Here is a 14676-nt window from a genome sequence, read left to right as displayed (position 1 = left end):
GGGTATGCCGTCAGCGGCCGGTCTTGGGGGCGAAGAACGTCGCGATGGCGCGGGCCACGAGGTTCAGCGTGACGACGATGAGCACGAGCAGCAGCGCGGCCGCCCAGGCCCGCTCCCGGCTCGGCTCGATGAGCGCCGGGTCGAGGGGCTTGGTGAACATCCAGTAGGTGTAGACGGCGAGGCTGTTGATCGGCCCCTCGAACATGTTGGTGTTGAAGCTGCGGGCGAACCCGATGGCCACGAGCAACGGGGCCGTCTCGCCGATGACGCGGGCGATGGCCAGGGTGATCCCGGAGGCCAGGCCCGAGGCCGCGGTGGGCAGCACCACCTTGGCGATGGTGCGCCACTTCGGCACGCCGAGCGCCAGGGAGGCCTCGCGCAGCTCGTTGGGGACGATCCGCAGCATCTCCTCGCTGTTGCGCACGACGGTGGGGATCATGAGGACCGACAGGGCGACCGCTCCGGCGATGCCCATCTTGGCGTCCCGGATGCCGACGACCTGGGTGAACAGCGCGAAGGCGAACAGGCCGGCGACGATCGACGGGATGCCGGTCATGACGTCCACGAGGAAGCGGATGCCCTTGGAGAGGTGGTTGCTGCCGCCGTACTCGACGAGGTAGATCGCGGTGAACATGCCGATCGGCACCGAGATCAGCGCGGCCGTGCCGGTGATGATGAGCGTGCCGATGATGGCGTGCCCCGCACCGCCGGCGAGGGTGTCGGTCTCCCCGCTCGCGTAGGCCTGGTCGTCGGCGCCGGTGATCCCCACCATGTCCTGGGTCCAGAAGCCGGGGGTGAAGGCCAGCGGCAGGCCCTGGCTGAAGACGGTCCAGAGCATCGAGACGAGGGGCACGATGGCGCAGACGAAGGCGGCGTAGACCAGCCAGCGCATGACGACGTCGGTCGCCACCCGGGAGCCGCCGAGGGAGCGGTAGGTCGCCCACGAGGCCACGAGGAAGACGACGTAGGACGCGATCAGCGAGAAGACCGGGTTGAGGTCCACGACGAACCACAGCACGAGCCACAGCAGGACCGCGCCGGCCCCGATGACCATGAGCGGACGGGAGCTGGTGGCGCGGACGGGCGAGGGGACGTAGTCCGGCTCCTCGCCGCGGGGGGCGGTGTCCGGGGGCGTCTGCGTGGCGGTGCTCATCAGTTGGCTCCGGAGAACTCGGCCCGGCGCTCGACGATCCAGCGAGCGACGAGGTTGACGGCCAGGGTGAGGAGGAAGAGGACCAGCCCGGCGGCGATGAGCTCGGACAGGCGCAGCCCGGCGGCCTCCGGGAAGTTGAGGGCGATCTCGGCGGGGATGGTGTTGTTGCCGGTCCCGATGATGTTCCAGGTGAAGCCCCCGGGCGAGAGGATGATGGCCACCGCCATCGTCTCGCCGAGGGCCCGGCCGAGGCCGAGCATGACGCCGCCGATGACGCCCGGGCCGCCGAAGGGCAGGACGGCCGTGCGGATCATCTCCCACTGCGTCGCGCCGAGGGCCAGCGCGGCCTCCTCGTGCAGCCGGGGCGTCTGGAGGAAGACCTCGCGGGAGACCGAGGTGATGATCGGCAGGATCATCACGGCCAGCACCACCGAGGCGGTCATGAGGGTCCGCCCGGTGGCCGAGCTGTCGGCGAAGAACGGCAGGAAGCCGAGGTTGGCCTCGAGCCAGTCGAGGAGCGGGACGAGCCGGGGCGCGAAGACGAACAGGCCCCACATCCCGAACACGACCGAGGGGACCGCCGCCAGCAGGTCGATGACGAACCCGATGGTGCGCCCGATGCGGGGCGGGGCGTAGTGCGAGACGAAGAGCGCGATGCCCACCGCGACCGGCGTGGCGAGGACGAGGGCGACGACCGAGGAGACGACGGTGCCCAGCAGCATCGGCCAGACGTAGCTCCAGAAGCCGTCACCCCCGCTGATCTCCTCGGCGGGCGCGGTGAGCGCCGGCATGCCCTGCCACACCAGGAAGATCGCCACCAGGGCGAGGATCAGCAGGATCAGGACGCCGGAGAAGAGCGACGTGCCGCTGAAGACGACGTCTCCGGCCCGGCGCTTGACCTTGGCGCCGCCGCCGGTCGGGGACTCGGTCGTGGCGACGCCACCGCCCCGGTCCGGGTCAGGCTCAGGTGTGCTCATGGTCTGCCTCTCGTCTGCGGTCGAGGACCGTCACACGGCCATGACGACGGACGTCCCCCGGGGGTGACGTCCGCCGTCATGGCGTGATCGTGGGTCGGAACGGGCTCAGCCGCCCTGGATCATGTCGATGGAGGCCAGGACCTGCTCGCGGGTGCCCTCGCCGATGGGGGCCGAGCCGGCCGCGTCGGACGCCGCCTGCTGGCCCTCCTCGGAGGCGACGTACTCGAGGAACGCCTTGACGTTGTCGGCGCGCTCGGCGTCGTCGTACTCCTTGCAGGCGATGTGGTAGCTCACCAGGACGATCGGGTAGGCACCGGACTCGGTGGTGTCGCGGGCCAGCTCCAGGGCCAGGTCGCCCTCGACGCCCGTGTCGGCCGGCTCGGAGGCGTCCACGACCTTGGCCGCCGCGTCCGGGGAGAACGGCACGAACTCCTCGCCGACCCCGATCGAGGCGGACTGGCCGGTGACGGCCGAGGCGTCGGCATACCCGATGGTGCCCTCGGTCGAGTTGATGACCTGCATGACACCGGTGGTCTGCGCGGCGGCCTCGCCGCCCTCGACCGGCCAGGCGTCCGACGGCTCGTGCGGCCAGGCGTCCGGCGCGGCGGCGGTGAGGTACTCCATGAAGTTCTCCGTGGTGCCCGAGTCGTCGGACCGGTGCACGACGGTGATCTCGGTGGCCGGGAGCTCGGCGTCCGGGTTGTCCGCCGCGATCGCCTCGTCGTCCCAGGCGGTGATGTCGCCGTTCATGATGCCCGCGAGCACCTCGGGCGCCAGGTTGAGCTCGTCCACCCCGGGGAGGTTGTAGGGGACGGCGACCGGCGAGATGTACATCGGCAGGTTGATGGCCTCGCCCCCGGCGCAGGCGTCGGCGACCATGCCGCGCTCCTCCTCGTCGAGGTAGGCGTCCGAGCCGGCGAAGTCGGTGGCCCCGGCGAGGAACTGCTCGCGCCCGGCACCCGAGCCGACCGCGTCGTACTGCACCTCCACCTCCGGCTGCACCTCGAGGTAGCCGGCGATCCAGGCGGTCATGGCGGACTCCTGGGAGGAGGCGCCGGCCCCGACCAGACGGCCGGACAGCTCTCCGCCCCCGGACTCCGAGCCACCGCCGGCGGCGTCGCCCTCCGAGCTGCTGTCGTCTCCGCCGCAGGCGGCGAGCGCGAAGGACGCCGCCATGGCGATGGCGACCGTGCGGGTCAAGCGGTGCTGCTTCACGGGGAACCTCTCTCAACGTCTGTCGGGGATCGTGGCCCCGGGCCGGTGACGGGCACCGGCGCGTCCAGGGGCACGCTGGCGGCATCGCCAACGCCTGGAAACGTAGGAGCCGGACGTGACGCGATCTACGGCCTTGGGTGAACGAGTGGTGAACGAGGAGCGAAAGTCCGGCAGGGCGCCGCGCCCGGCTCAGCGCAGGACGAGCTCCCCGGTGGCCTCGTCGAGGTCGACGACGACCCGGGAGCCGTCGCGCACCTCGCCCGAGAGCAGCAGCCGTGCGAGCCGGTCCCCGATCTGGGTCTGCACCAGGCGGCGCAGCGGCCGGGCGCCGTAGGCCGGGTCGTAGCCCCGCTCGGCGAGCCAGGCCGACGCGGCGTCGGTGACCTCCAGACCGATGCGGCGCCCCTCCAGGCGGCGGGCCAGCTCGGCGACCTGCAGCCCCACGATGGTGGCCAGCTCCTCCCGGGTCAGCGCGTCGAAGATGACGACCTCGTCCAGCCGGTTGAGGAACTCGGGCTTGAAGCTGGCCCGGACGGTGCCCATGACCTGCTCGCGCTTGGTCTGCTCGTCGGTGGTCGGGTCGACGAGGAACTGGCTGCCCAGGTTGGAGGTCATGACGAGGATGACGTTGCGGAAGTCGACGGTGCGGCCCTGCCCGTCGGTGAGCCGGCCGTCGTCCAGGACCTGCAGCAGGATGTCGAAGGTCTCGGGGTGGGCCTTCTCCACCTCGTCCAGCAGCACGACGCTGTAGGGGCGGCGTCGGACCGCCTCCGTGAGCTGACCACCCTCGTCGTACCCGACGTAGCCGGGGGGCGCCCCGATGAGGCGGGCGACCGCGTGCCGCTCGGCATACTCCGACATGTCGATGCGCACCATGGCCCGCTCGTCGTCGAAGAGGAAGTCGGCCAGGCTCTTGGCGAGCTCGGTCTTGCCGACCCCGGTCGGGCCGAGGAAGAGGAAGGACCCCTGCGGACGGTCCGGGTCGGAGATGCCGGCCCGCGAGCGCCGCACCGCGTCGGAGACGAGCCGCACGGCCATGTGCTGGCCGATGAGCCGCTCACCGAGCACCGACTCCATCCGGAGCAGCTTCTCGGTCTCGCCCTCGAGCAGCCGCCCGGCCGGGATGCCGGTCCAGGCGGAGATGACGTCGGCGACGTCGTCGGCGCCCACCTCGTCCTTGACCATCGGCGCGGTGCCGCTGCTGCGCTCGAGCGCCGACTCCTCCTCCTGCGCGGTGGCCAGCTCGGCCTCGGCCGCCGGGATCTCGCCGTAGAGCAGGCGCGAGGCGCCCTCGTAGTCGCCCTGGCGCTGCAGCCGCTCGGCCTGCGTGCGCAGGTCGTCCAGCCGGGCCTTGAGCTCCCCGACCCGGTTGAGCCCGGTCTTCTCCGCCTCCCAGCGCGCGGTGAGGGCCGCCAGCTCCTCGCGGCGGTCCGCGAGGTCGGAGCGCAGCTTCTCGAGCCGGGCCCGGGACGCGTCGTCCTCCTCCCGCGCCAGGTGCATCTCCTCCATCGTCAGCCGGTCGACCTGGCGCTGCAGCTGGTCGATCTCGACCGGCGAGGAGTCGATCTCCATGCGCAGCCGGCTCGCGGCCTCGTCCACCAGGTCGATCGCCTTGTCCGGCAGCTGCCGGCCGGGGATGTAGCGGTCCGAGAGGTCGGCCGCCGCGACCAGGGCCGCGTCCTCGATGGCCACCTTGTGGTGGGCCTCGTAGCGCTCCTTGAGGCCGCGCAGGATGGCGATGGTGTCCTCCACCGACGGCTCACCGACGAAGACCTGCTGGAAGCGGCGCTCCAGGGCCGCGTCCTTCTCGATGTTCTCGCGGTACTCGTCCAGCGTGGTCGCGCCGACCATGCGCAGCTCACCGCGGGCCAGCAGCGGCTTGAGCATGTTGCCCGCGTCCATCGAGGAGTCCCCGCTCGCGCCGGCGCCGACGACGGTGTGCAGCTCGTCGATGAAGGTGACGACCTGGCCGTCGCTGCCGGTGATCTCGGCGAGGACCGCCTTGAGGCGCTCCTCGAACTCGCCGCGGTACTTCGCCCCGGCCACCATCGCCCCCAGGTCGAGGGAGATGAGAGTCTTGTCCCGCAGCGACTCGGGGACGTCCCCGGCGACGATGCGCTGGGCCAGGCCCTCGACGACCGCGGTCTTGCCGACGCCGGGGTCGCCGATGAGGACAGGGTTGTTCTTGGTGCGACGGGAGAGGACCTGGACCACGCGGCGGATCTCGGCGTCCCGGCCGATGACCGGGTCCAGCTTGCCCTCCCGGGCCATCGCCGTGAGGTCGGTGCCGTACTTGCCGAGCGCGTCGAAGGTGGCCTCCGGGTCGGCGGAGTCGACCCTCTTGCCGCCGCGCAGCGCGGGGATGCGCTCGGCCAGGGCGTCCGCGTCGACCCCGGGCACGGCTCCCGCCCGGGCCAGGGCCAGCAGCAGGTGGTCGGTCGAGACGAAGGTGTCGCCCATCGCCGACATGGCGTCCTGGGCGCCCTTGACGACGCCGTGCATGGCCCGGGACAGGCCCGGGTTGCCCATGCTGGAGCCGCTGGCGCTGGGCAGGCCGGCCAGCGCGGCGTCGGCGGCCTGCTTGGCCGCCCGTGGGCTGGACCCCGCCGCCTCGAGCAGCGGCCCGGTCGTCGTGTCGCCCTGCTGGCTCAGCGCCGCGAGCAGGTGCGCGGGCTCGACCTGGGCGTGCCCCGCCGCCGCGGCGTCGCGCACCGCGGTCGACAGGGCCTCCTGGGCCTTGGTGGTGAGGTTGAGATCCATGGGCGTGCCCGTCCTCCCCGACCGCGGGCGGCGTGCCCGACGGTCGTGTCGTGTCGTGTCGAAGAATGTCTGCTCGGGTCAACACCCGCAAAGTTGAGCGCATTCCGCTCAACCCTGGTGCACGTCGGTCGCTCGCGGGCGTGCGGCCCGGCGCCCGAGGCCCTACACTCCTGTGAGGTCCAGCCGTGGCAGGGCGGCTGTCGATCACAGGAGGGGAGACGCGCGATGTGCGACGACGGCACCGGCAACCACGCGATGGTGGCCAACCCGCGCCGGGAGCAGATCCGGGCGACGCTGACCCACCTCGCCCCCGACCTCGCGACGCTGCGTACGGCCTTCGACGAGGCCGAGCGGGCGATGTCGGCCGGGGCGTGGACGGGAGCGCCCGCCGACCGCTTCGGCGACGGTCTGTCCGCCCGCGCCCGTCGGCTCGACCGGGCGGCCGAGCAGGCGCGCGAGCAGCTCCTCCAGGAGCTGGCGGCCGAGCCCGAGCAGGTGCGCCGCTGCGAGACCTTCGGTGTGTCCCCGCTCTTTCCGCTCGCCCTGCCGCCCGTCGGGAGCAGGGGGTAGCGATGGCGAGGGTGTCGGTGGACCTCGAGGCGATGCGCGACCTCGTCCGCACCCTGCAGGGGGTGGAGGGCGAGGTCTCGGAGGCCGAGTCACGCATCCGGCAGGCCCTGACCGGACTCGGGCTGTCGGCCCGCGACCTCTCGGGAGTGGCCGAGATCGGTGACTGGGCGACCCGCCAGCACCTGGTCCTGCGCAACCAGCTCTTCTACGCCGAGTGGCTCGCCGCGAGCGCGCCCGGCATCCAGCGCACGGTGTCCTACGACCACCGGGCCGTGCCCGACCTGCCCTACGAGCAGGCCAAGCAGTTCGCCGACCGGGCGCGCGAGCTCATGGACACCGACAGCATGCCGCCGCCGCAGGAGCTCATCGACCTCCTGGAGCGCTACGGCGGCGACGCCACCTTTGCCCTGCTCCTCCTGGACGGCTACCGCGAGGGTGACGGCTACGCGAGCATGGACATGGGGCCGAGCATCGACCTCGACTACCTCGCGGCGCTCGACGACTCGCCGGCCTCGGAGCGCTTCCTGCAGCTGTATGCCGGCTCGCTCGGCGTCCTCAGCCACGAGTTCGACTTCCCGGGCGCCGAGGACGTCACTCACGCACGCGCGTTCGCGCTGCTGGCCAGCCGTGGTGAGTGGTCCGCCGACTGGCTGGTCGGCCTGGGCGAGGACGTCATCCGCATCGAGAGGGAGGACCCAGAGGCGTGGGCCGCCGAGATGGCCGAGACCTCGCGTTTCCGGTACGAGCGGCTGCCCGTCTTCCGCGACCCGCAGGGCGCGGACGTCATCGACCCGATGCCGTGGGTCCTGGAGGCGATGAGCGGCAACCCGGAGGCCCTGCGGGCGTTCCTCCTGGGCGGCGAGGACGTCCCGATCCGCGTCGAGGACGGCGACGACGAGTACGACGTCGACATCCCGGCCCACCTGCGGCACCTCACCCTGGAGCGCGGGTGGGTGCAGGACCGGGGGGCCAGCCTCGGCGCCGCCCTCGTCGAGCTCTCCGCCCTCGACCCGGGCAGCATCGACCGGCACCTGGAGAACCTCGACCGCCTCAAGCCGATGGAGGGTTTCAACCCGCTGTCCTTCTTCACCCACCTCGGCCTGGACGTCATCGGCCTCGTGCCGGGCCTCGGCGAGTGGGCGGACGGCGTCAACGCCGCGATCTACGTCGGGGAGGGCCAGTACCTCAACGCGGGTTTCTCGACCGCCGCCGCCATCCCCGGGGCGGGCACCGGGTCGACCATCGCCAAGTGGATCTCGAAGATCAACCGCGCCGGCGACGTCGGGGGCGTCACGCTCACCGCGAAGGACATCCAGGAGCTGATCCGCTTCCGCCACCACGCCGTGCAGGGCGAGGGCCAGCAGGGGCCGGGGCTGGACGTGCTCGACGCCACCGAGGTGCAGCGGCAGGGCGTCGGAGGGTGGCAGGGCGCGCCCGCGCGCTGACCCTCACAGTCGCAGCAGGGCGAGCGAGACGACCATGACGGCGGCCCCGAGGACCAGGCCGACCACCACCTCGCGGCGACCCACGGCATACCGCCGGGCGCCCGGGACGAGCTCGAGGAGGCTGACGGCCACCATCATCCCGGCGACCAGCGCCAGGGACAGGTCGAGCCGGTCGGCGGGCAGCACGGCCCGCAGCGCGAGGTAGCCGAGCAGGCCGCCGAGGGGCTCGGCGAGCCCGCTGAGGGTCGCCCACAGCACCGCCTGCGTCCGGTCACGCGTCGCGGCGTAGATCGGGGCGGCCACCGCCAGCCCCTCGGGCACGTTGTGGATGGCGATCGCCAGCGCCAGGACCACGCCGCCGGCCGGGTCCTCGACCGTCGACAGGAAGGTGGCCAGGCCCTCCGGCAGGTTGTGCAGGGCCACCACGAGACCGATGAGGACACCGCTGCGCAGCAGGGTCGGGTCCAGCCCCCGGACGTCGGGCACCCCCGGCGCCGGACGGTGCGGGAGGAGCCGCCGCAGGGCGTAGACGACCCCGGCCCCGAGCGCCATCACCCCCAGCACCGAGACGACCGCGACGCCTCGCCCGAGCGACCGGGTCATGCTCTCGAGGGCCGCGGGGGCGATCTCCACCAGCGAGATGGTCATCATGAGCCCGGCCGCGAAGGCCAGGGCCACCGCCATCATGCCCGGTCTCAGCATGGTGGACCGGGTGCCGATGAAGCCGCCGACGCTGGTGGCCAGCCCGGCGAGGAGGGTGACGACGAGCGCGAGCAGCACGGCATACCTCCTCGCGGGCGGTGGGCCGGACCGCGGCGGCGGTCACGGCGGGTGGGGTCGGCCGCACGACCGTACCGCCCGGCCGGTCGCCGACCCCGGCAGGTCGGTGCACGATGGGACCATGCGCATCACCGCCGAGCACGGGGACCTCACGACGACGACCGTGGACGCCGTGGTCAACGCGGCGAACTCGACGCTGCTGGGCGGAGGAGGTGTGGACGGGGCGCTGCACGCGGCCGCCGGGCCCGAGCTGCTGGAGGAGTGCCGCAGGGTCCGGGCCGCGCGCTGGCACGACGGGCTGCCCGTCGGGGAGGCGGTGGCGACCGGGGCCGGCCGGCTGCCGGCGCGGTGGGTCGTCCACACCGTCGGGCCGGACCGTCGCCGCGGCCAGACCGACCCTGGGCTGCTGGCCTCCTGCTTCCGCCGCAGCCTCGAGGTGGCGCAGGAGGTGGGGGCCCGGTCGGTCGCCTTCCCCGCGGTCGGCGCCGGGGTCTTCGGCTGGGACGCCGCGGAGGTGGCGGACGTGGCGGTGCGCACGGTGCGGGCCACCGCGCATGCCGTGCCGTCGGTCGAGGAGGTCCGCTTCGTGCTCTTCAGCCCCGAGGTGCTGACGCACTTCGAGCGCGCGCTCGGGGTCTGACCGCGCCGGCGTCCGTCAGGGCCAGCCGTGCTCCAGGGCCCGGGCGAGCGCCGCCTCACCGTCCTGCGCCGCTGCCGCCCGGGCGGCCTCGCGGGCGGCGAGCAGGCCGTAGGTGTAGCCCGGCTCCCCCGCCTCCTGAGCGGTCCCGGCGAGCTCGCGCAGCCTTTGGGCGGCCAGGGCGGCGTCCTGGACCTCGCCCAGCGTCTCGGTGACCTGCTCCCACGCCTGCGCGGCCGCGGCGGCCTGCTCGCCCAGGGCCGGGGCGAGCGCCTCGCACCCGTAGCGGACCGCCTTGGCCCTCTTGCGGGTCTCGTGGAGCAGGCGCAGCCGCTGCTCGCCCTCGGCCTGGGCCGCGACGTCGGACTCCGCGCGCGCCCGGTCGACGGCCTGGCCCACGAGACGGGGCAGGACGGTGTCGGCAGGTCTGCGGGCGCGGCCCCGCCACGGGGGCGCGGCCAGCAGCTCCAGCAACCGGTCGACCAGCTCGAGGTAGCGGTCGGAGTCGAGCACCTCGACGAGCGCCTGGTGCGCCGCCGCGTGGCGTCGGTCCAGCTCCGAGCGCACCCGCTCGCGCACGGGACCGACCACCTCGTCCTCCGGCAGGTCCTCGACCGCCGCGAGGAGGTGGTCGCGCACGACCTCGGCGTCCCGCGGCTCCCCGAGCGCGGTGGCGAACCACCGGACCTCCTCGCGCAGGGGGTCGGTGACGTCGCGGTCGAGCAGCCGGCGGAAGGTGCGCAGCGAGCTGCGCAGCCGGCGGGTGGCGACCCGTGTCCGGTGCACCGCGTCCGGCACGTCGGCGCGCAGGTCGTCCTCCCGGGCCACGAGGACCGCGACCTGCGCACCGAGGAAGGCCAGCACGACGTCCGCCGCAGGACCCTCGACGCGGGATTGCTCGCCGCGCCCCGCCCGCTCCGGTCGGTCGCCCAGGGCCCGGGCCAGCTTGGAGGGATGGTCGGCCACGGGCACGCCCTGGTCCTCGAAGGACGCGGCGATCTGCCCGAGCAGCTCCGCGTCGCCGTCGACCAGCTCCACCTCCAGCTCGCGCCAGGTCTCCCCCGCGGGCAGGGCGGTCACCCGGTCGTCGCACAGCTGGGCCAGGACCACCCCCTGCTGGGCAGGGTCGAGGAGGTCCAGCTCGATGCGGTGGGTGACCAGCACCGCCGAGGGGAGCAGGGCGCCCTCGGCGCCGTCCGGCAGGCCGTGCCCCAGGGCCGCGCGGAGCTCCTCGCGCAGGGTCTGCGGCACCCGCAGCCGGCCCGGCCCGTCCCCGAGCGGGGCGTGCACCTCCAGCCGGGTGCCGTCGGGGAGCGGTGACTTGAGGTGCCAACCGGCGTCCGGACCCCCCTCGCGTCGGCGCAGCGTGATGCGGTGACGCACGAGGTGCAGGGCCTGGGTGTCGAGGTAGACGGCACGCAGAAGCTGCTCGTGCACCGGTCCCACCTCGACGAGCTCGCCCAGCGCGGGCAGCGGGTCGTCCGCGCCGATGGCGAACTTCAGCTCGGCCTCGACCTGCTGCATACCCGCCTCGCTCTCGGTGGCCACGTGCCTCCCGACCTGGTCCTGACGATCCAGGTCGGTGCACCCACGACCCTAGGCGGGCCCGGCGGTCAGCGCGTGGCGGGCCGGGGGTCCCCCGGCTCGTCGTACCAGCCGTCGTGCACACGGGCCAGCTCGGTGAACCGCTCCCGCAGCGCCTCGTAGGCCGCGCCCCCGGCCTCGTCCGGCAGGCGGCTGTCGCTGATGTGCACGACCCAGCCGGGCCTCCGGTCGGCCTCCCCACGCCCGGGGCGGCGCGCGGCCTCGCGCTGGACGCGCGCCTGCAGGAAGCCCTCCTCCTCGAGCTGCGCGGCGACGGCCTCGGCCGTCTCGCGGTCCTGGAGCACGACGAGGTGCTCGCTGCCGGGGTGCGGGGTCTGGGTGCTCACGCCGGCAGCGTAGGTGGCGCCCAGCCGCCCCGGCCGCAGGCGCCGGGGTGTCGACCCACATCCGGGCCCACCATGCCGCAGACGTCACTCTGATCCCCCAGCCGCATCAGAGCGCCACTGACCCGCGCCCCGGGGTCAGAGCGCCACTGATCCCCCACGTGACTCAGCACGCCACTGACTCGCCACCAGACTCAGCGCGCCACTGATCCGGCGGCCGACTCACGGTGACGTCTCCGCACCCCCCGGTGGTGAGGATGCCCGGAAACCCCCTGCCCGCGGCCACGCCGATGAGTAGCATCGGCCCGGTCCGCGCCCCTCACCCACACCCCCACGCTGACCGGCGACCTCGTCGAGCTCCGACCGGTCACCGCCGAGGACGTCGTGCGGCTGCACGCGCTGATGCGCGACCCGGAGGTGGGCCGGCTCACCGGGTCCGTCCACGACGACACGGAGGCCGAGGTCGACCCGTGGACCGTGGCGCAGCTGCAGGAGGTCTACGCCCGCTGGGCCGACGACACCGACCGGCTGGTCTGGGCGGTCGTCGACCGCGGCACGGGCCAGGTCGTCGGGGAGGCGGTGCTGCTCGACCACGACCCCGGCAACGCCTCCATCGGCTTCCGCGTCTGGCTCAGCGGCGCGCGCGACCGTGGTCTCGGCACCGAGGCGACACGGCTCGCGGTCGGGCACGCCTTCGAGGTCTTGGGGCTGCACCGGGTCGAGCTCGAGGTCTACGCGTTCAACCCGCGGGCGCGGCGGGTCTACGAGAAGGTCGGCTTCGTGCTCGAGGGCACCAAGCGGGAGGCGCTGCGGTATGCCGACGCCTGGGTCGACTGCCACGTCATGGGGATGCTGGCGCAGGAGTGGCGCCCGAGGCCCGACCGAGGGTCTCCGGCGCGCGGAACCACACCGCCGCCCCCAGCACGCTGACGACCCCAGTGACGGCCAGCGCCGCCCCGAAGCCGACGAGGTCGACCACGGCCCCGATGAGCACCGGGCCGACGATGACGCCGACGTCGGTCGCCATCTGGTAGGTCGACAGCACGGTCCCACCCTTGCGCTCCTGCCCCACGATGTCGGCGACGGCCGCCTGCTGCGCGGGGTTGACGAAGCCCGCCCCCACCCCGGAGACGAAGCTCAGCCCCAGCAGCACCGTGAGCGAGGCGACGACGTCGAGACCGGGCAGGAGGCTCAGCCCGAGCACGCCCAGCGACACCCCGGAGGTGGACATGCCCACGATGACCAGCGGACGCCGGCCGACGCGGTCGGCGAGGCGTCCGGTGATCTGCAGCGTGATCGCGGTGCCCAGCGCCGCGGTGGTGAGCGTCGCGCCGGCCACCCAGGGCTCGTCGAGCACCGCTGCCGCGAGCAGCGGGATCACCGCCATGCGCACCCCGAGGTTGGCCCACCCGTTGGCCACGCCGCACGCCAGGGCTGCCCGGTAGGCCCGGTCACCCAGGGCCTCCCGGACCGTGAGGACCGGCCGGTCCTCCTCACCCGGCGGCGGCCGCAGCCTCGCCCCGCCCAGCCCCAGACCGACGACCAGGGCCGCGACGACGAGGGCCACGGCATACACGACGAAGGGCAGCCGCATCCCCCACCCGGCGATCAGGCCGCCGATGACCGGCCCGAGCATGGACCCGAGGATGAACGAGCTGCCCCACAGCGAGCTGACGCGTCCCCGGATCGTCGGTGGTGCGAGGCGCACGACGAGGGCGATCGCCGAGATGGTGAACATCGTCGAGCCGACCCCCCCCAGACCCCGGAAGACCAGGAGCTGCCAGTAGGTCTGCGCGTACGCCGTCGCGAAGGAGGAGACGGCCACGATGAGCAGCCCGGTGAGGTAGACCGGGCGCTCTCCCAGCCGTTGCACCAGGCGCCCACCCACCGGCGCGAACACCAGCCGGCAGAACGCGAAGGCCGACACGACGACCGTGGCCGCGGTGGCGCCGACGTCGAAGGAGCGGGCGAAGCCGGGCAGCACCGGCGACACGAGCCCGAAACCGACCGCGATGACGAAGGACGCGCCGACGAGGATCCAGATCTCGGAGGGTATGCGGATCCGCTCGGTGACGGCGCTCACCCGCGCCTCAGGTGCTCGCGCAGGTAGGGCAGGGCCATGTCGACGAGGCCGTGCCCGGCCGGCACGATGAGCTCGCGGTCGATGAGCCGGCCGCGCACGACGTTGCCGTGCTGCTTGCTCACCCCCAGACGGGCGGCCACCTCCCCGGTCGACGAGGGACCGTCGTCCTGCGCCATCGCCCGCAGGTAGTCGAGCTGGCCCTGCGGCACCTGCCGCAGCGCCGGGGTGTGCACGAGGCGGCTCATGCGGTCGACGACGACCGGCAGCGTGGCCTCCACGTCGGCGAGGGTGATGACCTCGTCGTCCCCGGCGGCCCGCCAGGCCTGGTAGCCCACGAGCTGGAGCAGGTAGGGGTAGCCGTGGACGACGTCGGCCAGCCGCCCGCCTGCCTCGGCGCTGATCACCCGTCCGGCCCCGCGCACCGTCCGGACCGCGGCGTCGAGGACCTCCTCGCGGCGCAGCGGGGCGAGGTCGACGCGCTCGGCGCGGCGCAGGAAGGTCGACCCCTGCTGCGCCAGGAGGGCCGCGATGCCGGTCGGCAGGCCCGCCCCGACGAAGGCGATCTCGCTCTCGTCGCGCAGCAGGTGCTGGTAGGCGGACGCGAGCCGGGCGACGTCCTCGATGGGGGCGGCCTGGACCTCGTCCAGGGTCAGCAGCACCCCCGTGCCGTGCGACCGGGCGATGTCGGTGAGCCGCTGCAGCATCGTCGCGACACTGGGCGTCGTGGGGTAGGTCTCCGAGGTGTCCGTCGACACCGACCCCACGGCGCTGATGCTGCCGCCGGTGATGCGGCGCCGCTGGGCGCTCGGGTCGTGCTCGGTGAGGCGGGCGGGCAGGACGGTCCGCTCCAGCTCGCTCATCAGGCCCGGCCCCTCCGGGAGCCGCAGCACGTGCCACCCGCGGACCCGCGCCCGCTCCTCCAGCTCGTTGAGCAGCACGGTCTTGCCCATGCCCCGAGCCCCGCTGAGCAGGATCGAGCGCATGGGCGACCCCGGGCCCTCGTCGAGGGCGATGTCGAACTCGTCGAGCAGGTCGGCGCGCCCGGCGACCACCCGGGGGCTCGTGCCGAAGCTGGGACGGAAGGGGTTGCCGACGGGCCGCATCACCCCTCCTCCCTCGCGCACGCTC

Annotated in this window: 13 protein-coding genes; 4 read left to right on the top strand and 9 right to left on the bottom strand. The window is 73.6% G+C overall.

The window, feature by feature from the left end; translation table 11 throughout:
• Positions 1-10 precede the first annotated feature (10 nt).
• The 4 genes from pstA to clpB form a co-directional block, all read right to left on the bottom strand.
• A complete protein-coding gene (gene pstA, locus FHD63_RS01560) occupies positions 11-1153 on the bottom strand; it encodes a phosphate ABC transporter permease PstA (protein ID WP_238705725.1) in 1143 nt (380 codons plus the stop codon).
• Positions 1153-2130 carry a phosphate ABC transporter permease subunit PstC gene (pstC, locus tag FHD63_RS01555; RefSeq protein WP_139719558.1) on the bottom strand — a complete coding sequence of 326 codons (978 nt, stop codon included), beginning with the start codon at positions 2128-2130 and terminating at the stop codon, positions 1153-1155. The genes pstA and pstC overlap by 1 nt, the downstream gene beginning before the upstream one ends.
• A gap of 105 nt (positions 2131-2235) precedes the next feature.
• Positions 2236-3345 carry a phosphate ABC transporter substrate-binding protein PstS gene (gene pstS, locus FHD63_RS01550; protein WP_139719556.1) on the bottom strand — a complete coding sequence of 370 codons (1110 nt, stop codon included), beginning with the start codon at positions 3343-3345 and terminating at the stop codon, positions 2236-2238.
• Between the two features lie 189 nt (positions 3346-3534).
• Positions 3535-6105: an ATP-dependent chaperone ClpB gene (gene clpB / locus FHD63_RS01545; RefSeq protein ID WP_139719554.1), complete on the bottom strand. Its 2571-nt coding sequence runs from the start codon at positions 6103-6105 to the stop codon at positions 3535-3537.
• Between the two features lie 225 nt (positions 6106-6330).
• On the opposite strand from clpB, the gene FHD63_RS01540 reads away from it, so the two are divergent.
• Both FHD63_RS01540 and FHD63_RS01535 read left to right on the top strand, forming a co-directional pair.
• Complete coding sequence (locus FHD63_RS01540; protein WP_139719552.1) at positions 6331-6675, top strand: hypothetical protein; 345 nt, start codon at positions 6331-6333, stop codon at positions 6673-6675.
• Positions 6676-6677: 2 nt separating this feature from the next.
• On the top strand, positions 6678-8120 hold the full coding sequence (locus FHD63_RS01535) for a hypothetical protein (RefSeq protein WP_139719550.1): 1443 nt from the start codon (positions 6678-6680) through the stop codon (positions 8118-8120).
• Between the two features lie 3 nt (positions 8121-8123).
• Here FHD63_RS01535 and FHD63_RS01530 read toward each other — a convergent pair whose 3' ends face one another.
• The gene (locus FHD63_RS01530) at positions 8124-8900 is read right to left on the bottom strand and encodes a ZIP family metal transporter (RefSeq protein WP_139719548.1); all 777 of its coding nucleotides are present in this window, start codon (positions 8898-8900) and stop codon (positions 8124-8126) included.
• 121 nt (positions 8901-9021) lie between these two features.
• Between FHD63_RS01530 and FHD63_RS01525 the strand changes: the two genes are divergently transcribed.
• Positions 9022-9540, top strand: a complete 519-nt coding sequence (locus FHD63_RS01525) for an O-acetyl-ADP-ribose deacetylase (RefSeq protein ID WP_139719546.1) — start codon at positions 9022-9024, stop codon at positions 9538-9540.
• A 15-nt stretch (positions 9541-9555) separates the two neighbouring features.
• Here FHD63_RS01525 and FHD63_RS01520 read toward each other — a convergent pair whose 3' ends face one another.
• A complete protein-coding gene (locus tag FHD63_RS01520) occupies positions 9556-11085 on the bottom strand; it encodes a CYTH and CHAD domain-containing protein (RefSeq protein ID WP_139719544.1) in 1530 nt (509 codons plus the stop codon).
• Positions 11086-11150: 65 nt separating this feature from the next.
• On the bottom strand, positions 11151-11468 hold the full coding sequence (locus FHD63_RS01515; RefSeq protein WP_158296679.1) for a hypothetical protein: 318 nt from the start codon (positions 11466-11468) through the stop codon (positions 11151-11153).
• Between the two features lie 333 nt (positions 11469-11801).
• Between FHD63_RS01515 and FHD63_RS01510 the strand changes: the two genes are divergently transcribed.
• Positions 11802-12395 carry a GNAT family N-acetyltransferase gene (locus FHD63_RS01510; RefSeq protein ID WP_139719540.1) on the top strand — a complete coding sequence of 198 codons (594 nt, stop codon included), beginning with the start codon at positions 11802-11804 and terminating at the stop codon, positions 12393-12395.
• Here the strand turns inward: FHD63_RS01510 and FHD63_RS01505 are convergent.
• Both FHD63_RS01505 and FHD63_RS01500 read right to left on the bottom strand, forming a co-directional pair.
• Complete coding sequence (locus tag FHD63_RS01505) at positions 12307-13548, bottom strand: MFS transporter (RefSeq protein ID WP_139719538.1); 1242 nt, start codon at positions 13546-13548, stop codon at positions 12307-12309. The two genes, FHD63_RS01510 and FHD63_RS01505, sit on opposite strands and share 89 nt — an antisense overlap.
• Positions 13545-14672, bottom strand: coding sequence for an ATP-binding protein (locus FHD63_RS01500; RefSeq protein ID WP_139719536.1), 1128 nt, complete (start codon positions 14670-14672; stop codon positions 13545-13547). Before FHD63_RS01500 ends, FHD63_RS01505 begins: the two co-directional genes overlap by 4 nt.
• Positions 14673-14676 lie beyond the last annotated feature (4 nt).

Origin of the sequence: Serinicoccus chungangensis (genome assembly GCF_006337125.1) — a bacterium.
In the GTDB taxonomy this organism is placed as follows: Bacteria; Actinomycetota; Actinomycetes; order Actinomycetales; family Dermatophilaceae; genus Ornithinicoccus; species Ornithinicoccus chungangensis.
The sequence above is the reverse complement of the archived record's forward strand: the minus strand, read 5'-3'. Positions and strand labels throughout refer to the sequence as shown.

Bases quoted from the DNA above. Each gene is read 5' to 3' on its own strand.
- FHD63_RS01525 (WP_139719546.1), top strand. From the start codon at position 9,022: ATGCGCATCACCGCCGAGCACGGGGACCTCACGACGACGACCGTGGAC.
- FHD63_RS01540 (WP_139719552.1), top strand. From the start codon at position 6,331: ATGTGCGACGACGGCACCGGCAACCACGCGATGGTGGCCAACCCGCGC.
- FHD63_RS01535 (WP_139719550.1), top strand. From the start codon at position 6,678: ATGGCGAGGGTGTCGGTGGACCTCGAGGCGATGCGCGACCTCGTCCGC.
- clpB (WP_139719554.1), bottom strand. From the start codon at position 6,105: ATGGATCTCAACCTCACCACCAAGGCCCAGGAGGCCCTGTCGACCGCG.
- pstC (WP_139719558.1), bottom strand. From the start codon at position 2,130: ATGAGCACACCTGAGCCTGACCCGGACCGGGGCGGTGGCGTCGCCACG.
- pstA (WP_238705725.1), bottom strand. From the start codon at position 1,153: ATGAGCACCGCCACGCAGACGCCCCCGGACACCGCCCCCCGCGGCGAG.